The organism is Georgenia sp. SYP-B2076 (genome assembly GCF_003991205.1).
GTDB lineage: Bacteria > Actinomycetota > Actinomycetes > Actinomycetales > Actinomycetaceae > Georgenia.
This window is the reverse complement of sequence record NZ_RXOZ01000036.1, coordinates 87,851-106,622: the sequence shown is the minus strand read 5'-3', so window position 1 is coordinate 106,622 and position 18,772 is coordinate 87,851. Positions and strand designations below refer to the sequence as shown.

The following is an 18,772-nucleotide window of genomic DNA, read 5'->3' as shown; positions in this document are numbered from 1 at the left end:
ACGAATCGACCAAGGAAGCAGGACAACGCATGAGCGAGCGCACCATCGTCGTGATCTCGGCCGGCCTGGGCCAGCCCTCCTCGACCCGTCTGCTCGGTGAGCGCCTGGCCGAGGCCACCGTCGCCGAGCTCCAGGCCCGCGCCGTGGGCGCGACCGTCGAGCACGTCGAGCTCCGCGACGTCGCCCACGAGATCATCAACGCGATGCTCACGGGCTTCGCCACCGGCGAGCTGAAGACCGTGATCGAGAAGGTGACCAGCGCCGACGGCGTCATCGCCGTGACCCCGCTGTTCACCACCACGTACTCGGGGCTGTTCAAGTCCTTCATCGACATCCTCGACAAGGACTCCCTCGTCGACATGCCCGTCCTCCTCGGCGCCACCGGGGGGACCCCGCGCCACTCGCTGGCGCTGGAGTACTCCATGCGCCCGCTGATGACGTACCTGCGCGCCGACGTCGCGACGACCACGGTCTTCGCGGCCACCGACGACTGGGCCGGAGAGGCCGACACGGTCAACCCGCTGCCCCGCCGCATCCGCCGGGCCGGCCGCGAGCTCGCGGAGATGGTCGCCGACCGGGAGAACGGCGGGCCGGCGGACCTCTACGCCGACGTCCCCTCCTTCGACCAGATGCTCGGCGGCATGTAGCCCGAGCCCCAGACCGGCCGGCGCAGGCAGCCCCGCCCGCGCCGGCCGAGCACGATGGCCGCGTCCCACAGGGACGCGGCCATCGTCGTCCCCGGCCGGGACCCGGTCCGCCGGCCGCGGTCGCCGCTGCGGCCCTATCCGATCTCCAGCGCCGTGGCCTGCCAGCGCCCCCGGCGCACCTCCAGCCGCACCGCCGCGGCGCGCACCCGCGTGCCGTCGTGGACGACGACCGCGGCCTCGACCGCTCGCGGCCCGACCTCGCAGACGTGCACGCGCCGGACCAGCGCCCGGCGCGCGACGGCGGGGCGGCCGAGGACCCGCACGGCGAGGTTGGCCCGCCGGTTCAGCGAGTCGTACAGCTCGGCGGACAGCCACCTCGCCAGCTGGGCCGGCGGCCGGAGCCCCAGCAGGGCCTCGACGGCGGAGCGCACGAGCGCACCGGCCCACTGCGCCGGGTCCGGCAGGGGCTCGGCACCGAGAACGGTGGCATCCGGCCCCGCCGGGGCTGCGGGCGGCGTGGGGGGACCGGCGAACCGGACGCGGTCCCAGGGATGGGCGGCGGAGGTCCGTGGCACGTCCGTCGCGCCGAGCCCGTGTGCCGGGCTGAGGGTTCCAGTGCGTGGGCGGCCGGCGACGGCCGGGCGGGTGAGCGTGGTCGTGGTCATGGCGCCTTCTCGGTCGGGGCCCGCAGCAGCTGGCCCGGGTGGATGAGGTCGGGGTCCGGGCCCACGAGGGCACGGTTGGTCTCGTACCAGAGCGGCCACGCCGCGACGATGTCGGCCTCGGCCGCGCCCGGACCGAGCGCGGAGGCCGCGATGGACCACAGGGACTCGCCCGCCGTGACGACGTGCGTCCCCGCGGCCGCCGCGCGCGGGGCGCTGGCCGGCCCGTCCGCCGTCGGGACGGCCGGTGGCGGCGCGACCGTCGGGACGGCCGGCGACGGCGTCGCAGTCGGGACGGCCGGCGACGGCGCGACCGTCGGCTTCGGGACGTCCGTACCGGTCCCGCTCCGCGTGCCGGAGCCGAGGGCCGGCACGGCCGGCGGCCCCCAGCCGAGGTCGACGGGAATCGGCGTCGGCTGCGGGTCGGGGACCACGGTCGCTGCGACGGCACCGGTGAGGGTGAGGGAGACCCCCATGCCGGCGGCGGCGGTGGAGAGCACGACCCGGCGCAGGACCGGTGCGCCCCACCGGCGCACGGCCCCCTCCAGCGCGGTGCGCCACCGGCCCCCGCCGCACAACGGCACGGCCAGCGCGAGCCCCGCGGTCAGGGCGTACCAGGTGCCTACCGTGGCGCCGGTGGCCAGGAGGACGAGCGCGACGACGTCGGCGAGGTCGGCGGCGTCCATGACGCCCGAGCGGTGTGCGACGAGCAGCGAGGCGGCCGTCTCCAGGGCGCGCCGGCCGAACGCGACGGCGAGTACGCCGGCCACGCCCGCCAAGAAGGCGAGGCCGACGACGTCCCGCGCGTCCCGTGGCTTCATGTCGCCCCCTTCTCACCTTTATTGCTCAGTTGGTGTCGAACCATGTCGTTTGATACTCGATGATGAGGTCTGGTCTACGGCAAGCCAGGTGGCCTGTAAACCGGTACCGGCGAAGCGGTGGACAACCGGTACCGGCGAAGCGGTGGACAACCGGGACGGTGGAGTGACGCGTCGATTCGGGGCAATTCCGTCCGCGTGGGGCGGTCAGTGCCCTAGCGTGCGTCCATGCGCTGGGAAGCCCTGTTCGGGGACCTGCAGAGTCAGTACGAGGCTGCGGCGCGCGTGGAGGACGACGGCCTGGTCGTCGAGCTGGCGGAGGCGGAGATCGGCGGCGTGCGCCTCTGCGACCGGCTTCGCGCCCGGCTGGGCGCGGCCGTCACCCTCCGGCTGCGCGGCGGAACCGACGTGCGCGGCCAGGTGCTCGACGTCGCCCCGCAGTGGGTGCTCCTGGGAGCGGGGGAGGGACGCACGCTCGTGCCGCTGACGGCGGTGGCGCTCGCCTGGCCGCTGGGCGCCGCGGCGCCGCAGGCCGGGGTGGTCGAGCAGCGCCTGCGCGTCACCCACGTGCTCCGCGCGCTGGCCCGGGAGGGCGCGCGCGTGCGGGTGGCGTGCGACGCCGGGGGCTACGCGGGGTGGCTGATCCGGGTCGGGGCCGACCACTTGGACCTGCGGACGGACCCGGACGCCGGCAGGGTCGCGGAGGAGGTCGTCAGTCTCGCACTGGCGTCGGTGCTGACGGTGAGCGCTCCGTGACCGGCTGCTCGGCCTCGATGCGTGCCCGCGTGCGGGCGTACTGGCGCTGGATGTACTCCTCCAGGGCCGCCGCCTCGACGCGCCACTGGTTGCGTCCGCCCACCTGGATCGCCGCGAGCTCCCCCGAGCGCACGAGCACCCGCACCTGGGCGACGGAGACCGCCAGCTCCTCGGCGACGTCCGCAAGAGTGAGAAAGCGCTGCGACATGGGGCCATTCTCCCACCATTACGGGCACGGGACGGGAGACCCGCGCACCTGTGGACGGCCAACGGCACGAACACCGCACGAACGGCACCATAGGCCACCCATGAGGACGGTGACGCGATGACCTCCCCGGATCTCCCCCTGGCAAGGCGCCTGCGCCGGCCCACCTGGCGCGACCCCCGGCTCGGGATCGGTCTGCTCCTGGTGGCCGGGTCCGTCGCGGTGGGCACCTGGGCGGTGCGCGACGCGGCCGCCACGACGGACGTGTACGCGGCGCGGCAGGCCCTGGTCCCCGGCGACGTCCTCGACGCCGAGGCCCTCGTGGTCGAGCAGGTCCGGCTCCGTGCGCCGGAGGGGCGCTACCTCCTCGCCGCCGACGGCCCGCCGGAGTCGAGCGTGGTCATCCGCACGGTGGGCGCGGGCGAGCTCGTGCCGCGCACGGCGGTGGGCCGGTCGGACGCGGTGGACCTGCGCCCCGTGGTCGTCCCGCTCGGCCTCTCCGTGCCCGCGGACCTCGGCCCGGGCACGGTGGTGGACCTGTGGCTGACGCTGCCGCCGGTCGCCCGCACCGCGTCTGGCGAGCCGGCCCAGGCCGCGGACCCCGCCCTCCTCGCCGCGGACCTGGTGGTCGCCGAGGTCCTCGAGGACAGCTCGATGTTCGTCGGCGGCACCGGCGTCTCGGTCGAGCTCCTCGTGCCCCGCCTCAGCCTGCCCGACGTGCTGGGCGCGCTCGCCAGCGACGGCCAGCTCGTGGCGGTGCCGACCTTCGGGGACCCCCCGGTGGGGAGCGTGCCCGGGGCTGAGGGCGCCTCTCCCGCTGACGGGCAGGACGGCGGAGCGTGAGCGTCGGTGCGCTCCTCGCGCTGACCGGGCCGGTCGAGGTGGAGCTGGTGCAGGCGCTCGACGCGCCGGGTACGGGCGTGCGGGTGGTTCGTCGGTGCGCCGACGTGCCCGAGGTCCTCGCCGCCGCGGCCGCGGGCCTGGGGGCGGTCGTCGTGCTCTCCGCCGACCTGCCCGGCGTGGACCGCACCGTGGTCGCGCGCCTGCATGCGGCCGGGGTCGCCGCCGTGCTCGTCGCGCAGGAGCGTGACCGGAAGCGGTGCGCGGCGCTGGGGGCCGACCGCGTGGAGCCCGCCGAGACGCCCGTGGTGGCGCTCGCCGACGTCGTCGTCGCGCTCGCCCGCGCCGCCGGGAGGCAGGGGCCGGCGGGGCCGACGCCGCCCGACGGGCCGGGCGCGCGTCACGCGACGGCGGACGGCGGGCCCGCTCGTAGGACCGCGGCGGGGATCCGCGGGGGCCGGCCGACGGGCAGGGACGAAAGCAATGATGGGCGGGTCGGCGGCGCGCCGGGCGACCGCGTGCCGCCCACCGATGACGGCCGCGCCGACGACACCGGTGACGGCGATGCCCACACCGAGACGCCGGACGCCGGGGCGGACTACGATCCGACCGCGGGCGCCTGGGCGGACTACGATCCGGCAGCGGGCGCCGGGGCCGACGGCCACGGTCCGGCCGCGGGCGCCGGGGCCGATGACCACGGTCCGGCCGCCGGCGCCGGGCGGCTCGTGGCGGTGTGGGGCCCGCCCGGGGCGCCGGGGCGCACGACCGTCGCCGTGACGCTGGCCGCGGAGCTGGCGGCGCTCGCGGGCACGGCCCTGCTGGTCGACGCCGACACCGAGGCGCCGTCCGTCACCCAGGTCCTGGGCCTGCTCGACGACTCCTCCGCGATCGCCGTCGTAGCGCGGCAGGCCACCCACGGCCGCCTCGATGCCACGACACTGGAGCGCGTGTGTCCCGTCATCGACGGTGGCCTGCGCGTCCTCACGGGCCTGACCCGGGCCGACCGCTGGCGCGAGCTGCCCCCGGCGGCCCTGGAGGTCGTCTGGGAGGTCGCCCGCCGGACGAGCCCGTGGACCGTCGTCGACACCGGCTCCGGCTTCGAGGTGGACGGCGGTTTCGACCAGGCCTTCGGTCCGCAGCGCCACCAGGCCACCGTCTCGGCACTGGCCGCGGCGGACGTCGTGGTCGTCGTCGGGGCGGGGGAGCCGGTCGGGATCCGGCGCCTGGTCATGGCGCTGGGGGAGCTGGGCGACCGGCGGGTGATGCGCGAGGACGCCGAACGCGTCGTGGTGGTCAACCGCGTGCGCGCCTCCGCCGCCGGCCCGCGTGCCGCCCAGTCCATCCATGAGGCCCTGGCCAGGTTCGCCGGTGTCGGTGACGCGGTTCTCGTGCCCGACGACCGGCCCGCGCTGGACAAGGCTGTGTTGCACGGGCGCACCCTGACGCAGGCGGCGCCCTCCTCCGCGGCGCGTGCGGCGCTGCACGAGCTGGCCCGGCGCCTGGTCGGCGACCGGCCCGCCGGGCCGGTGCGGCGCCGACGCCGACGCGCGCTCCTGGGCGCGCGGGCCGGCTGAGGGCGGGACGGTGGAGACTTAGGGGCATGCGCCTTTACCTGCCTGCCACCGCTGCCGACCTGGACAACACCGCGGGGATCACCCCGCGATGGGCGCACGCCGTCACCGCGGCCCTGCGCGCGGAGATGCCCGAGGAGGACGACGAGGGACTCGAGCTCGTGGCGATGCTGGCGGCCGCCGACGCGTCGGTCGAGCTCATCGCCGCGGACGGCTCGGTCGCCCGGCGCATCGTCGTCGCCGCGGACGTGCCCGACACGTCGGTGCTCCCCCCGGAGGTCCTGGGGGAGGAGCAGCTGCCCACCGCAGTCGAGCTCGTCGCGCCCGTGGCCTGGTCACGCGTCGTCGCCCTGCACGTGGACGAGACCGAGGCGGTGGAGGACGTCGCGGCCGCCGCCGCGGGGGACGACCACGCGCTGGAGCGGGCCGCGGACCGCGACCTGCTCTGGTTCGACATCCTCGAGCTCGACGACCTGCGCCGCGAGCTCGCCGCGGGCTGAGCCGGGGGCCGCGGAACTGTCGCGGTCTGAGCCGGGGGCCGCGGAACGGTCGCGGTCCGGCGGCCCGGCGGGTGCCCCTACGACCGCACGGTCAGGGTCGAGGCGCCCGAGGGGAGCCGGCGCACCTCGATCCGCTCCGCGATGCGCGCCTTCAGCTCCGTCACGTGCGAGACGATCCCGACGGCCCGGCCGCCCTCACGGAGCTTGCCCAGCTCGCCCATGACCGCGTCGAGCGTGGCCGGGTCCAGGGATCCGAACCCCTCGTCGACGAAGAGCGTGCCGAGCTCGATGCCGCCCGCCTCGGAGCGCACGACGTCCGCGAGGCCCAGCGCCAGGCACAGCGAGACGTAGAACGTCTCCCCGCCGGACAGGGTGTGCGGGTCCCTCGGCGACTCCGTGAGGTGGTCACGCACCTGCAGGCCCAGACCGGCCTTCCGGGAGCGCTGACCGCCCTCGCGCTCGTCGATCCGTTCAAGCGCGTAGCGCCCGTCGGACATCGTGGCCAGGCGCTCGTTGGCCGCGGCCACCACGTCCTCGAAGCGGCGCAGCAGCACATAGGTCGCCAGCGTCGTCGAGGTCTCGTTGCCGTCCCCGGCGTTGGCGAGGTTGGCCGTCCGCAGCAGCGGCGCGGCCTCCCGGGACCGCTCCGCGTGCCCCGCGAGGGCGGCGAGGAGGTCCTCCCGCGCGGACGTCGCCTGGTCGGCCCGCCCGCGCGCCACGCTGGCCGCGCGGGTGGCCTCGGTGAGGGCGGTCAGCGCGAGCCGGTGCGCGTCCTGTGCGGCGCCGACGTCGGCCGTCTCGGTGCCCGAGAGGGCGGCGATCTCCGGCTCGGCGAGCCCGGCGGCGACCCGGTCGAGGGCCGCGCGGTGGTCGAAGACCTGCCGCTCGAGCGCGCCGATCTCTGCGGCGGGCAGGGTGGCGGCGCGCGCGGCGGCCGCATCGGGCAGGCTCGCGTCGGCCAGCCCCTGCCGCAGGCGTGCCGCCGCCTGGGCGGCGGCCTCCTCGGCGGTGAGCAGCTCCCGCCGGGCGTCGAGCAGCGCCCGCGCGCAGCGGGACCGTGCCGTGAGGGACCGGGCGCGTGCCGTCACGGAGTCGGCGCCCCCGCGGGCCCTGACGCACCGGTCACGGTCGGCGGCGAGCTGCCTGCGCATCCCGGCCAGGCCCTCGCGGCGCACCGCGAGGCTGGAGCGGTCCCCGGTGACCGAGGCCGACAGGGCGGCGGTCTCGGCGTCGAAGGCCTCGAGCCGGGGCTCGAGGTCGGCCGCGAGGGCCGCCGCGGCGGCGGCCGTCGTGACGCGTGCCTCCGCGTCCGCCAGCTCCGCGCCGGCCTGGTCCACGCTCCGGTCCTCCGCGGCGCGGCGTGCGGCAGCGAGCTGCTCGGAGAAGCGGGTGAGCGCGGTCCGGGCGGCGCCGAGGTCCCGGTCGGCGCTCTCCCGGGCGGCGGTTGCGGCCTCGACTTGCTCGGTGCTGGCGTGCTGGGGGGAGGGGGTGGCGGGCCGCGGGTGCTCCGGCGACCCGCACACGGCGCACGGCCGTCCCGTCTCCAGCCCGGCGGCGAGGGCACCGGCCATCCCGTCGACCCAGCGTGTGCGCACCGCGTGCTCGACGTCGAGGGCCTCACGGGCGCGGACCGCGGCGGCGGCCACGTCTGTCTCGGCCGCCACGACCTGCGCCGACAGGGTCTGGGCGGCGGCGGCCGCCTCCAGGACCCCGCGGGCGGCCTGCGCGGCGGCGCGCGCCGCGGGCTCCTCCGCGGCGGCGCGTCGCGCCTGCTCGAGGCTGCCCGCGAGCTCGAGCCGGAGCGCCGGCCGGTCGGCGAGCATCTGCTCCGCCTCCGCCAGGGCCTCGGCGCTCGCCTCGATGCTGCGCAGCGTGGCGGCCGCCGCCTCCTCGGCCCGGGGCAGCTGCGCCTCGAGCTCGACGAGCTCGAGGAGCGCGCCCTGCTCGGCCGTTGCCGCGTCGTGGACCGCGAGGAGTGCCGGGACGTCGGTGCCGCCGTCCGTGCGGTCGAGAAGGTCGGCGTGCGGGCCGCGCCGCGCCTCGTCGACGGCCAGGTCCCATGCCGCGCGCGTGCGCTCGGTCAGCAGGGCCGTGTCGGCGTGGGCGCGCAGCGCCGCGGTGACCGTCCCGGCGCGGCGGCCGAGGTCCAGCCGGGCCGCCGCGGCACCCACCTCCGGGGCGCGGCCGAGGAGGGCCTCGTGCTCCTTGAGCAGCGAGGTGCGGCGTTCGATCCTGGCCGCGAGGCCTCGCTCGGCGTCGAGGCGCCCGCGGGCCGCGAGCTCGGCGGCCGCCGAAAGGTGCTCGGCCTCCCGGGCCCGGTCGGCGGCCGCGGCGGCGGCGGAGCAGACCTGCGCCGTGCGTTCGGTCAGGACGTCACCGTCGAGGGTCTCCGCGGCGGCGAGGAGCACCGTCACGTCGTCCTCCGCGTCGGCTTCCGGCTGGTCCGCCCGGGCCCGCGCCGGCCCGGTCAGCGACCCCTCGTCGTCGGCGGCGCGCCCCACGGTGCTCACGAAGGCGGCCGTCGCCGCGCCGATCTGGACGCTCGCCCGCTCGACGGCGGCGCGGGCGGAGCGGGCCATCTCGGCGAGCTGCTTCTGCAGCTGTTCGTAGACCTCCGTGCCGAAGACGTCCTGGAGCACCGCGCGGCGGTCCTCGGGCTTCGCCCGGAGGAAGGAGGCGAACTGGCCCTGCGGCAGCACGACCGTCTGGGTGAACTGGGCGCGGTCGAGGACTACGATCCGGCCCAGCTCGCCCCCGACCTCCTGGACGTGGGCGGAGATCGGCTCGCCGCCGCCCTCCCCGCCGTCGGCGGTGTCCACCTCGGCCAGCCGCCACAGCTTGGCGCGGGCGTTCTGGGCGGTGAAGCCCCCACCGCGCTTCTTGGGGCGCTGGAACGCGGGGGAGCGCCAGACCCGGTAGATGCCCGCCGCGGTAGAGAAGGTGAGCTCGACGAACGGCTCGACGTCCGGTGCGGCGTGGTCGGAGTGCAGGCGGTCGTCCGAGGCCTCGGCGCCGGCGACCTTCCCGTACAGGGCGAAGACCACGGCGTCGATGAGCGTGGACTTGCCCGAGCCGGTCGGGCCCTCGAGGAGGAAGAGGCCCCCCGCGGAGAGGGCGTCGAAGTCGATGGTGTGCCGGCCGGGGAAGGGGCCGATGGCCTCGAGGGTGAGGCGGTGGATGCGCATCAGGCGCTCCTCTGGTTCGCGAGGACGGACTCGTAGGCGCCGCGGAGCACCGCCAGCTCGGCGTCGTCCGGGGCGCGGCCGCCGGCGGCGTGGAGGAACTGGGCCGCGACCTCCAGCGGGTCCTGGGTGGCCGTGACTGCCGCGGCCTGGGCGCGCTCACGCGCCCGGGCGGGCTGGTGCTGGACCACGAGGGCGTGGGGGAAGCGGCGGGTGACCCGCGCCCACAGCTGCTCGGGGCGGACGTCGTCGGTGACCGTGACGCGCAGCCAGCTCCCGGCCCGGTCCTCGAACGCGGGGCCGAGGAGCTGCTCGAGGGTGCCGCTGACGTCGGCGAGCGGTCGCGGGACGGGCGCGAGGATGAGCTGGGTGGTGCGCACGCCGTCGGCCCCGAGGTCGATCAGGGCGGTGGACTTGTGGTGGTGCTGCTCGGAGAAGGAGAACGCGATCGGGGACCCGGCGTAGCGCATCACGGGGTCGGTCCCCTCGCGCCCGACCCGCTGGGGGCCGTGCAGGTGGCCGAGGGCGACGTAGTCGAGGCCGTCGGCGGGGCCGAACACCCCGGAGGGGACGGAGTCCACGCCGCCGACGCGGATGTCCCGCTCGGACTCGCTCGCCGCGCCGCCGGTGACGAAGGCGTGCGCGACGAGCACGGCGGGCACGCGCGCGGCGGCGCCGGCGCGGCGGACGCCCAGGTCGGCGCGGACCCGGCGCAGCGCGGCGGCAGTGACGGCCTCGTGGGAGCGGGCCGGGCGCACCGGCGTCCCGTCCTCGTCCACCTCCGGGCCGGCCAGGGCGTCGCGACTCATGTCGGGGTCCAGGTAGGGCAGGGCATAGACCAGCGCGCCGGTGCCGCCGTCGGCTCCCGGGATCTCGACCGGCTCGCCGATGCCCGAGATCAGGGAGCGCACGGAGAGGCGGTCGCGGTACAGGGCGGAGCCGAAGCCCAGCCGGGCGGCGGAGTCGTGGTTGCCGGGGGTGAGGACCACACGGGTGAGTGCGCTCAGTCGCGCGAGGGCGTCGGAGAGCAGCTCGACCGAGGGCACCGGGGGAACCGCGCGGTCGTAGACGTCGCCGGCCACCACCACGGCCTCCACCCGCTCCGCGCGGACCAGCTCGACCAGGTGGTCGAGGAAGGCCTCGTGGGCGCCGTGCAGGTCCACGCCATGGAGGGTGCGGCCCAGGTGCCAGTCGGAGGTGTGGAGGATCCTCATGGCTGCGACCGTAACCCCGGCCACCGACATCCCCCGCCAGGCCTGTGGGTGCGTCCCCGGATCCGTGGCGTGTCTCGCGGACCCGTCCGGGCGCCGACCGGTCCGACCCGCGGGCCGGCCGGGGCCTCAGCCCCGTGTCAGGTGAGCGCCCGCGCCGTCGCGCACGGCACGGGCGCCGCGCACGTCGGGCAGGTGTCCTCCGGGTCGCCCCCCGGAGGGTGCAGCGCCAGCGCCCGCGAGATGCGGCTGAGCAGGGGGGCGCGCAGGAACGGCGTCGCGGAGGACACGGCGGCGTCGGCGAGCAGGGGCACGCCGTCGCCGGTGAGCCGGGCGGCCCCGAGCGCCGCGTCCTGCAGGCCCGCGGAGGCGGCGCCGACGCCGAGGCGGTGCGCCGCGTCCATGTCCTCCGCCAGCCGGGTGGGCCGTGCCTGCGCCCGCCAGGTGCTCATGCGGTGGCCTCCCCGCCGGCCACCGCGTCGCGCACCGTGGTCGCCTCGAGCAACCGGGCCATGCCCGCGGCGATGGTGTCCCACTGCTGTCGCGCGAGGATCGGGCGGAGCCGACGGTCCCGGTCGCCGCGGTCGTGCTCGACCACCCGCCGGCAGGCGGCCGCGAACCCGACCCCGTCGTCGGCCAGGTGGACCACCGAGGAGTAGTCCGCCACCACGTCCGCCACCCGCGTCGACACCACGGGGAGCCCGGCCGCGAGGTACTCCAGCGTCTTCGTGGGGCTGATGGACCGGGTCGCCTCGTTGAGCGCGAACGGCATGAGCGCGACGTCGAAGCCGGCCATCACCTCCGGCAGCCGCTCGTAGGGCGTCATCCCGACGTAGTCGATGTTGGCCGCCCTCGGGACCGCGGACTCCTCGATCTTGAAGATCGGCCCGACGATCTGGATGGTCCAGTCGGGCAGGTGAGCGGCGAGCGTGGCGAGGAGGTCCAGGTCGATGCGCTCGTCGAAGACCCCGACGTAGCCCGCGACCCGCCCGGGCCGCGCCCGGCGCAGCGCACGAGCGGCCTCGAAGTGGCTGGACTCCACCCCGCTGGGGAAGAGGTGCACGTCGTGCTGGCGGCGCGCCCTCACGGACCGGTGCAGCGAGCGGCCACCGGTGAAGACGACGTCCGCCGTGGCCAGCAGCCGCTGCTGGCGCAGGGTGAGGCCCTTCGGGGCGTTGAGGAACGACGACAGGTCGTCCATGACGTCGTAGACGACCCGGCCGGGCTCGAGGTGCCGCGCGAGGTCCAGGGCCATGGGGGTGTAGAGCCACGCGTCGGGGGAGGCGGGCCGGCCCCGGCGCGCGACCATGCCCGCGAGGAGGTCGCCGTAGCCGGTGGCGCGGGGGTCGTCGAAGTTGGGCGACGGCATCTCCTCCTCCGAGCCGGGGACCTCCAGCCAGACGCGCGTGACGTCGCCGAGCTCCTCGCTGCGCAGGACGGCGTGTGCGACGTCGGTGGGCAGGGGCTCCTCGACGAAGTAGGTGCGGGCGCCGCCCGCGGTGCGCAGCCGCGCCAGCCGGGAGATGAGGTGCTGCGGCCGCTGCCACACCCAGGGCCATCGCAGGTGCGAGATGACGACAAGGTCGGGGGGAAGGTCAGACTCCACCGCATTCACCTCCTGCACGCTCGGCGCGCCGGCCGGCGGCGCGTCCGTTTCGGTTTCTCGGGTGCTCACGCGCAGCGGCGGCACTCGTTCCGGCCACGGCGGCTCCCGCCACGGCCAGTGGGACATGAGGGGCGTGAGCCCGGCCAGCTGCGCGTCGCACGGCGGCTGGAACCGGTAGGCGGGCAGGTCCTCGTGCCGGGCGCCGGCGACGACGGCCTCCCACGCCTCGGTGAGGACCGACCGCCTCCTGGACCCGTCCGCGCCGAGGCTGAGGACCCCCACCGGGTCGGCCCGCCCGCGGCACAGGGCCAGGAGCGTGTCCCAGTCGCAGGAGTCGACCTGCGGGAACCAGCAGAACCCGCGCAGGTCCACCCCGCGGGAGAGTGCGACCTCGTACTGCTCGAGCATGTGCCGCAGCCACGAGACGCGGTCCGACGGCAGGCCGCGCAGGTTCGTCTCGCTCAGCATCATCGGCAGCCCGTAGCGGCGGCCGTACAGCTCCGCGACCCGGGCGAACCCGACGGGCCGGGGAGAGGGGGCGTGGCCGCCTGCGTCGTCGTAGAACCACTCGGAGTGCGAGTAGTAGTCCAGGCCGAGCAGGTGGACCCGCAGCGGCGTCAGGTCCAGCAGGGACTCGCCGCCGGCCTCGACGAGGCGCCGCAGGTAGGGCCGTGCGGGGTCGAGGTCGTGGCCCAGCGCGAGGTCGAGGACCACGTGGCGGCGGTCGTTGGACAGGAGCGCGTGCTCGTGGCCCGGCCCGGTCCCGGTGTGGTGCTCGGCGGTGTCCACCCAGACGTGGTGGGCGCGGTGGAGGAGGTCCTCGAAGGCGCGGGCCGCCTGCACGACGGCCGGCAGGACGGAGCGCAGCAGCCTCGCGAACCCGGCGTCGCCCGTGTCGTAGGGCGGCCACAGGCCCTGGTGGCCGGCGAGGAACAGCGTCGCGAACGGCTCGTTGAAGACCGTGTAGGCGGGCAGCCACGGGTACCGCGTGGCGACCGCCTCGGCGTAGCGAAGGAACGCCGGGCCGAACCGGGGGCTGCGGAAGCCGTCGACCAGCCAGTCCGGGTAGCTCGTGTGGTGCACCAGGTCGACGATCACCGTGGCGCCGCGGTCGCGCAGGTGGCCGAGGACGGCGTCGGTCTCGCGCCAGTCGAACTGGCCGGGCCCCGGCTCGATGCGGTGCCACCGAAGCGGGTAGCGCAGGTGGCGGACGCCCGCGTCGAGCAGGGCGTCCAGGTCGCCGCGCCAGTTCTGCGCGTGATGCGTCAGGTCGAGCGCGTCGACGCCGAAGGCGGGCAGGTACGTGCTCTCGAAACCGCCGACGACGGTCCGTCCCCGGGGCAGCAAGGGGTCAAGAGCGCTCACTTCCCCCATGGCGGTCCTTCCGATAGGCCCGCGGCCGTGACGGACCCCCGGGACACTGCTGGAGGACGACCGTCGCACGCGGGCCAGCCGTCGGCCACCGGAACGGGGACACGTGTCGAATGGTGGGCGCGCGCGCGTCTGCGGCAGCGCCCCGGGCTAGTCGTCCTGCGACGCGAGCTGGGCCAGGACCGCGTCGTGCAGCAGGCCGTTGGTGACGACGGCGCTGCCGCCCCACGGCCCGTCCCGGCCGTCGAGGCTGGTGAAGCGCCCGCCGGCCTCGGTGACGATCGGCACCAGGGCCGCCATGTCGTAGAGCTCGAGGTCGGGCTCGCACGCGATGTCGACGGCGCCCTCGGCCGCCAGCATGTAGGACCAGAAGTCGCCGTAGGCGCGGGTGCGCCACACCTGCTGCGCCAGGCCGAGGAAGGAGCGCAGGCTGCCGCGCTCGGCCCATCCGTCCAGGCTCGAGTAGCTCAGGGACGCGTCGGCGAGCTCGGGGACCCTCGAGACGTGGATCTGCCGGGCGGCGGAGAGGGCGCGTCCCGTCCACGCGCCCGCGCCCTGGGCGGCCCACCAGCGCCGGTTCAGCGCGGGCGCGGAGACCACGCCGACGACGACCTCGCCGTCCTCCACAAGCCCGATGAGCGTGGCCCACACGGGCACGCCGCGCACGAAGTTCTTCGTCCCGTCGATCGGGTCGATGATCCACTGGCGCTGGGAGTGCCCGGACACGCCGAACTCCTCGCCGAGCACGGAGTCGCGCGGGCGGGTGCGCGCCAGCTGCGCGCGGACGATCTCCTCGGCGCTGCGGTCGGCGTCCGAGACGGGTGTGAGGTCGGGCTTGGTCTCGACCACGAGGTCGAGGGCGCCGAAGCGGGCCATCGTCTGGCCGTCGACCTGGTCGGCGATGACGTGCGCGAGGCGCAGGTCGTCGGTGAAACGGCTGGCGCCGAGCGTGCTCATGCGTGGCACCGTATCGCGGCGGCCCGGCCCGCCCGGCGCGGCGCTCCGGTCAGGGCGGCGGGCGTTCCGGTCCGACCCTGAGCTGTTCCGGCCGGCACCGGAAGGTGTAGTGGGAGCGGCGGCGGCGCTCAGGCCTCGGCGGTGCCGTTCTTCGCGGCCAGGAGCCGGCGGAAGGAGACCAGGCGCGCCTCACCGGCGGGCCCGGCCGTCCCCGAGGCGACCCACTCGTCCAGCGCGCAGTCCGGCGCGTCGGCGGCGTGCGTGCACCCGCGGGGGCACTCGGCCGCGACCGCGCTCAGGTCGGCGAAGGCACGCAGGAGGCTCTCGGCGTCGACGTGCGAGAGCCCGAAGGAGCGCACCCCGGGGGTGTCGATGGCCCACCCGCCGCCGGGCAGCGCGAGCGCGACGGCGGAGGAGGAGGTGTGCCGCCCGCGACCGGTGACGAGGTTGACGCCGCCGGTGGCCCGGTAGGCGTCCGGCACCAGGGCGTTGACGAGGGTGGACTTGCCGACGCCCGAGTGGCCGATGAGCACGGAGACGCGGCCCGCCAGCTTCTCCTGCACCGCCTCGAGCCCGACGATCGTGTCACCCACGATCGACGTCACGAGCGCCGGCACCTCCAGCGCCGCGTACTGGGCGAGGAACGGCGCCGGGTCGGCGAGGTCCGACTTGGTCAGGCACAGCACGGGCTCCATGCCCGCGTCGTAGGCCGCGACCAGGCACCGGTCCACCATGCGGGGACGGGGCTCCGGGTCCGCCAGCGCGGTGACGATGAGGAGCTGGTCCGCGTTGGCGACGACGACCCGCTCGACCCCAGGGGCGTCGCCGTCCTCGGCGGAGCGGCGCAGCACGGAGCTGCGCGCCTCGACCCGCACGATCCGCGCGAGGGAGTCCTTGCGGCCCGAGACGTCCCCGACCACGCCCACCCGGTCCCCGACGACGACGGCGGTCCGCGCCCCACGGCCGAGCTCGCGGGCCTTCATGCCGACCACGCGGGTGCCGTCGTCGAGCAGCAGGTGGTAGCGGCCCCGGTCGACGCCGAGCACCAGGGCACCGGTGGCGTTGGCGTGCTCGGGACGGTTCTTCGTCCGGGGACGGGTGCCGCGCGGGTTGGGACGCACCCGCACCCGGTCGTCGTCCGTCCCGGTGTCCCGGCCCATCAGCGTGCCCCCTTGCTCAGCACTCGCCCCGCCTCATCGCCCAGCCCCGGCGGGCTGCGGCACCAGCATGGCGTGCCACATGGCGGGGAAGTCGGGCAGCGTCTTGGCGGTCGTCTCCACGTCGACGATTTCCACGCCCGGTACCCGCAGGCCGATGATGGCCGCGAACGTGGCCATGCGGTGGTCGTGGTAGGTCTCGACGGTGGCACCGTGCAGGGGCGCCGGGTCGATCTCGACGCCGTCCTCGGTCTCCCGCGCCCGCCCGCCCAAGCGGTTGATCTCCGTGACGATCGCGGCGAGCCGGTCGGTCTCGTGCCCGCGCAGGTGCGCGATGCCGCGCAGCCGTGAGGACGTCTCGGCCAGGGCGCACAGCGCGGCGATCGTCGGGGCGAGCTCGCCGACGTCGTGCAGGTCCGCGTCCAGGCCCTGGATGCGCCCGTCCGCCGGCCCGGTGACCGAGAGGGTGCCGCCGTCCAGGGCGACGTCGGCGCCCATGCGGGTCAGCAGGTCACGGAGCCCGTCCCCGGCCTGCGTGGTGCGCGACGGCCACCGCGGCACGCGGACGGTGCCGCCGGCGGCGAGGGCCGCAGCCAGGAAGGGACCGGCGTTGGACAGGTCCGGCTCGACGACGATCCGCCCGCCGGCGACTGGGCCGGGGTGCACCCGCCAGCGGGTGGGCGCCCGGCCGGTGCTGCCACCGGCCTCGGCGCCGTCGGCGTCCAGCTCGTCCACCGTGACGCCTCGCTCGCGCAGGACGGCGACGGTCATGGCGATGTGCGGCACGGAGGGCAGCGTGGCGCCGGTGTGGCGGAGGTCGACGCCGGCGTCGAAGGCCGGCGCGGCCAGCAGGAGCGCGGAGACGAACTGGCTCGAGGAGGAGGCGTCGACGTCCACCGCCCCGCCGGGCAGGGATCCGGTCCCGTGCACCGTGAGGGGCAGCACGGCTTCGCCGGCGGCGTTCGTGGCCGCGTCGATCTGCGCGCCGAGATCCCGCAGGCCCTCGACCACCGGGGCCATCGGGCGCTCGCGGGCGCGGGTGTCGCCGTCGAGGCGGACCTCGCCGTCGGCCAGCGCGGCGAGGGCCGGGATGAACCGCATGACCGTCCCGGCGAGGCCGCAGTCGATCATGGCGGGGCCGTGCAGCGGGCCTGGCGTCAGGAGGAGGCCGTCGTCACCGCTGGGCTCGGCCGTGGTGCCCAGCGCGCGCAGGGCGCCGACCATCAGCGCGGAGTCGCGCGAGTGCAGGGGGCGGACCAGCTCGGTCGGCTCCGACGCGAGGGCCGCGAGGAGCAGGTAGCGGTTGGTCAGGGACTTCGACCCGGGCACGTCCACCTGCGTCGCCAGCGGTGCGGTGGCGAGCGGCGCGGGCCAGGGAGTCTCGGGCAGCGTCATGGTGCGAGGGTAGTAGGTGCCGCCCACACGGGGCCCGGGTCGTCCCGGCCGCCGGCGCCACCGTGGGGCCCGCCGCGGGCCGTCACCAACCGGCCGGGCTCAGTCTGCGTACTGCTCCCGCACCGCCGCCTTCACCTGGCGCAGCTCGGTGCGGTGCTCGCGCGCCTGCCCGAGGCGCCAGCCCAGCGAGGGCTTCCCGCCGCGGTCCGCGGCGGCGTAGAGCAGGCCGCCCGCCACGCTCAGGCCGCGGAGCAGGCCCGAGAGGTACTCCTGGCGCTGCTGGCCCGAAGCGTCCCAGACAGGGTTGTTCACCAGCGTGAGGGGGATGTTCATCACGGCGAGCGTGAGGGCGGACGTGCGCGGCCTGCGGCCGGTGGCCAGCATGAGCGCCGAGAGCGTCGTGACGACGCCGGAGACCCGGGCGAGCGTCCGGGCGTCGGACGTCAGTGCCGCCGGGACCCCGAACTTCGTCAGGACGGGCTCGACCCGCCGGAACTTCGCCGCGTGCTTGTCCGGGCGAAGGATCGAGTCGAGGCCGTCGGCGACGAAGGCGGAGGCGAGCAGGGGGCGGGCGAGGGGGCTGACGAGGCTCATGTCACATGACTACCGCACCGGACGGCCGATGGCGACCTGATGGGCGCCTCCGGGCCGGGTGAAAACGCCCGTCCGGGCGGTCGGCCGGGTGCGGACCCGGCCCTGCCCCCGTGCGTCCTTCGCCCTCGGCGGAATGAACATCGCCCGGGCGCAGTTACACCCCACATGACCAGTCTGCTCCTTACCGCGCCGCGGCCGGACGCCGCCCCGGCGACGCCATTGGGGAGCTGGCCAGGAGTCGTTTCCCGGTCCGCCGGGCTACCCTCGATGCTGATGAGCCAGAGCCACGAGGGCGACCTCGACCGAGCACCCGACGGTGAGTCAGACGCCGAGCGGTCGGCCCGCTTCGAGCGCGACGCACTGCCCTTCCTGGACCAGCTTTACGGCGCTGCGATGCGGATGACCCGCAACCCCGCCGACGCCGAGGACCTTGTGCAAGAGACCTTCGCCAAGGCCTACGCGGCGTTCCACCAGTACCGCCCCGGCACCAACCTCAAGGCCTGGCTCTACCGGATCCTGACCAACACCTTCATCAACACCTACCGCAAGAAGCAGCGCGAGCCGCTGCAGTCGGACGCGGAGCAGGTGGAGGACTGGCAGATCCACCGAGCCGCCTCGCACACCTCGACCGGGCTGCGCTCGGCCGAGACGGAAGCGATGGACAAGCTTCCCGACAACGAGATCAAGGACGCCCTCAACCAGCTGCCGGAAGACTTCCGCATCGCGGTGTATCTGGCCGACGTCGAGGGGTTCGCCTACAAGGAGATCGCCGAGATCATGGGCACGCCGATCGGGACCGTGATGTCCCGGCTGCACCGTGGGCGGCGCCAGCTGCGTGAGCTGCTCATCGACCACGCGCACGAGCTGGGCATGCGGACGGAGGCGAAGGCATGACGGACGAGCAACGCGACCTCGTCGACCGGGCGGAGCAGGCACTGCTCGCACAGGCCGGCGGCAAGGAGCGGCAGTGCACCTGTGAGGAGCTCCTCGACAACCTCATGGAGTTCCTCGACTCCGAGCTCGACGAGGACCAGGAGGCCCGGTTCCGCGCGCACGCCGAGGACTGCCCCACGTGCCACGAGGCCGCCGACGCCGAGCAGCACATCCGCTCGATCGTGCGGCGCTCCTGCGCCGAGGTCGCACCTTCCTCGCTGCGCCTGCGCGTCGAGTCCCAGCTGAGCGTGCTGCGGGTCACAGGGATCCGGGCCGCCGACTAAGCGTCCGAGGACGGACCCGCACCCGAAGTGTGGGACCATGGGCGGCGAGATTTCGCCCGTCGGTCGGCGGACGACCACGAGTA

The 18,772-nt window shown here is 75.9% G+C and carries 18 protein-coding genes; 7 read left to right on the top strand and 11 right to left on the bottom strand.

Annotated features, from left to right (window positions below):
• The first annotated feature begins 29 nt into the window (after positions 1-29).
• Positions 30-647 carry an FMN reductase gene (locus tag EJK16_RS17915; RefSeq protein ID WP_127131819.1) on the top strand — a complete coding sequence of 206 codons (618 nt, stop codon included), beginning with the start codon at positions 30-32 and terminating at the stop codon, positions 645-647.
• 134 nt (positions 648-781) lie between these two features.
• Here the strand turns inward: EJK16_RS17915 and EJK16_RS17910 are convergent, their stop codons facing one another.
• Positions 782-1,312 (bottom strand): Rv3235 family protein, encoded by a 531-nt coding sequence (locus tag EJK16_RS17910; RefSeq protein ID WP_127131817.1) that lies wholly within the window; start codon positions 1,310-1,312, stop codon positions 782-784.
• Entirely contained in the window at positions 1,309-2,130 is an 822-nt protein-coding gene (locus tag EJK16_RS17905; protein ID WP_127131815.1) for a LysM peptidoglycan-binding domain-containing protein, read from the bottom strand. Before EJK16_RS17905 ends, EJK16_RS17910 begins: the two co-directional genes overlap by 4 nt.
• A gap of 225 nt (positions 2,131-2,355) precedes the next feature.
• On the opposite strand from EJK16_RS17905, the gene EJK16_RS17900 reads away from it, so the two are divergent.
• Positions 2,356-2,883, top strand: a complete 528-nt coding sequence (locus EJK16_RS17900; protein ID WP_127131813.1) for a hypothetical protein — start codon at positions 2,356-2,358, stop codon at positions 2,881-2,883.
• Here the strand turns inward: EJK16_RS17900 and EJK16_RS17895 are convergent.
• Entirely contained in the window at positions 2,840-3,091 is a 252-nt protein-coding gene (locus tag EJK16_RS17895; protein ID WP_127131811.1) for a helix-turn-helix domain-containing protein, read from the bottom strand. The genes EJK16_RS17900 and EJK16_RS17895 overlap by 44 nt on opposite strands.
• Positions 3,092-3,208: 117 nt before the next feature.
• On the opposite strand from EJK16_RS17895, the gene EJK16_RS17890 reads away from it, so the two are divergent.
• From EJK16_RS17890 to EJK16_RS17880, 3 genes are read left to right on the top strand one after another with little or no spacing between them, the layout of a single operon-like run.
• Entirely contained in the window at positions 3,209-3,931 is a 723-nt protein-coding gene (locus EJK16_RS17890) for a hypothetical protein (protein WP_205739833.1), read from the top strand.
• On the top strand, positions 3,928-5,502 hold the full coding sequence (locus tag EJK16_RS17885) for a hypothetical protein (protein ID WP_127131809.1): 1,575 nt from the start codon (positions 3,928-3,930) through the stop codon (positions 5,500-5,502). The genes EJK16_RS17890 and EJK16_RS17885 overlap by 4 nt, the downstream gene beginning before the upstream one ends.
• 26 nt (positions 5,503-5,528) lie before the next feature.
• Positions 5,529-5,999, top strand: a complete 471-nt coding sequence (locus EJK16_RS17880) for a hypothetical protein (RefSeq protein WP_127131807.1) — start codon at positions 5,529-5,531, stop codon at positions 5,997-5,999.
• A gap of 77 nt (positions 6,000-6,076) precedes the next feature.
• Here EJK16_RS17880 and EJK16_RS17875 read toward each other — a convergent pair whose 3' ends face one another.
• From EJK16_RS17875 to EJK16_RS17840, 8 genes are all read right to left on the bottom strand, one after another.
• Positions 6,077-9,184 (bottom strand): AAA family ATPase, encoded by a 3,108-nt coding sequence (locus tag EJK16_RS17875; RefSeq protein WP_127131805.1) that lies wholly within the window; start codon positions 9,182-9,184, stop codon positions 6,077-6,079.
• A complete protein-coding gene (locus EJK16_RS17870) occupies positions 9,184-10,395 on the bottom strand; it encodes an exonuclease SbcCD subunit D (protein ID WP_127131803.1) in 1,212 nt (403 codons plus the stop codon). The genes EJK16_RS17875 and EJK16_RS17870 overlap by 1 nt, the downstream gene beginning before the upstream one ends.
• Positions 10,396-10,532: 137 nt before the next feature.
• Complete coding sequence (locus EJK16_RS17865) at positions 10,533-10,844, bottom strand: hypothetical protein (RefSeq protein WP_127131801.1); 312 nt, start codon at positions 10,842-10,844, stop codon at positions 10,533-10,535.
• Entirely contained in the window at positions 10,841-13,363 is a 2,523-nt protein-coding gene (locus EJK16_RS17860; RefSeq protein ID WP_164737405.1) for a family 1 glycosylhydrolase, read from the bottom strand. Before EJK16_RS17860 ends, EJK16_RS17865 begins: the two co-directional genes overlap by 4 nt.
• Positions 13,364-13,519: 156 nt before the next feature.
• Positions 13,520-14,326, bottom strand: coding sequence for a histidinol-phosphatase (hisN, locus tag EJK16_RS17855; RefSeq protein WP_127131797.1), 807 nt, complete (start codon positions 14,324-14,326; stop codon positions 13,520-13,522).
• 128 nt (positions 14,327-14,454) lie between these two features.
• On the bottom strand, positions 14,455-15,486 hold the full coding sequence (gene rsgA, locus EJK16_RS17850; RefSeq protein ID WP_127131795.1) for a ribosome small subunit-dependent GTPase A: 1,032 nt from the start codon (positions 15,484-15,486) through the stop codon (positions 14,455-14,457).
• A gap of 33 nt (positions 15,487-15,519) precedes the next feature.
• Entirely contained in the window at positions 15,520-16,878 is a 1,359-nt protein-coding gene (gene aroA, locus EJK16_RS17845) for a 3-phosphoshikimate 1-carboxyvinyltransferase (protein WP_127131793.1), read from the bottom strand.
• Positions 16,879-16,977: 99 nt separating this feature from the next.
• Entirely contained in the window at positions 16,978-17,472 is a 495-nt protein-coding gene (locus EJK16_RS17840) for a DoxX family protein (RefSeq protein ID WP_127131791.1), read from the bottom strand.
• Between the two features lie 165 nt (positions 17,473-17,637).
• Here EJK16_RS17840 and EJK16_RS17835 point away from each other — a divergent pair, with 165 nt between their 5' ends.
• Together EJK16_RS17835 and rsrA are read left to right on the top strand one after the other, a co-directional pair.
• Entirely contained in the window at positions 17,638-18,366 is a 729-nt protein-coding gene (locus tag EJK16_RS17835; protein WP_127131789.1) for a sigma-70 family RNA polymerase sigma factor, read from the top strand.
• Entirely contained in the window at positions 18,363-18,689 is a 327-nt protein-coding gene (rsrA, locus tag EJK16_RS17830) for a mycothiol system anti-sigma-R factor (RefSeq protein ID WP_127131787.1), read from the top strand. The genes EJK16_RS17835 and rsrA overlap by 4 nt, the downstream gene beginning before the upstream one ends.
• Positions 18,690-18,772: the final 83 nt, after the last annotated feature.

Excerpts from the sequence above, each read along its gene's own strand:
- aroA (WP_127131793.1), bottom strand. The coding sequence starts at position 16,878 with ATGACGCTGCCCGAGACTCCCTGGCCCGCGCCGCTCGCCACCGCACCG.
- EJK16_RS17840 (WP_127131791.1), bottom strand. The coding sequence starts at position 17,472 with ATGAGCCTCGTCAGCCCCCTCGCCCGCCCCCTGCTCGCCTCCGCCTTC.
- rsgA (WP_127131795.1), bottom strand. The coding sequence starts at position 15,486 with ATGGGCCGGGACACCGGGACGGACGACGACCGGGTGCGGGTGCGTCCC.
- EJK16_RS17895 (WP_127131811.1), bottom strand. The coding sequence starts at position 3,091 with ATGTCGCAGCGCTTTCTCACTCTTGCGGACGTCGCCGAGGAGCTGGCG.
- EJK16_RS17875 (WP_127131805.1), bottom strand. The coding sequence starts at position 9,184 with ATGCGCATCCACCGCCTCACCCTCGAGGCCATCGGCCCCTTCCCCGGC.
- EJK16_RS17865 (WP_127131801.1), bottom strand. The coding sequence starts at position 10,844 with ATGAGCACCTGGCGGGCGCAGGCACGGCCCACCCGGCTGGCGGAGGAC.
- EJK16_RS17915 (WP_127131819.1), top strand. The coding sequence starts at position 30 with ATGAGCGAGCGCACCATCGTCGTGATCTCGGCCGGCCTGGGCCAGCCC.
- EJK16_RS17870 (WP_127131803.1), bottom strand. The coding sequence starts at position 10,395 with ATGAGGATCCTCCACACCTCCGACTGGCACCTGGGCCGCACCCTCCAT.
- EJK16_RS17890 (WP_205739833.1), top strand. The coding sequence starts at position 3,209 with ATGACCTCCCCGGATCTCCCCCTGGCAAGGCGCCTGCGCCGGCCCACC.
- rsrA (WP_127131787.1), top strand. The coding sequence starts at position 18,363 with ATGACGGACGAGCAACGCGACCTCGTCGACCGGGCGGAGCAGGCACTG.
- EJK16_RS17910 (WP_127131817.1), bottom strand. The coding sequence starts at position 1,312 with ATGACCACGACCACGCTCACCCGCCCGGCCGTCGCCGGCCGCCCACGC.
- EJK16_RS17835 (WP_127131789.1), top strand. The coding sequence starts at position 17,638 with ATGACCAGTCTGCTCCTTACCGCGCCGCGGCCGGACGCCGCCCCGGCG.
- EJK16_RS17880 (WP_127131807.1), top strand. The coding sequence starts at position 5,529 with ATGCGCCTTTACCTGCCTGCCACCGCTGCCGACCTGGACAACACCGCG.
- EJK16_RS17900 (WP_127131813.1), top strand. The coding sequence starts at position 2,356 with ATGCGCTGGGAAGCCCTGTTCGGGGACCTGCAGAGTCAGTACGAGGCT.
- hisN (WP_127131797.1), bottom strand. The coding sequence starts at position 14,326 with ATGAGCACGCTCGGCGCCAGCCGTTTCACCGACGACCTGCGCCTCGCG.
- EJK16_RS17905 (WP_127131815.1), bottom strand. The coding sequence starts at position 2,130 with ATGAAGCCACGGGACGCGCGGGACGTCGTCGGCCTCGCCTTCTTGGCG.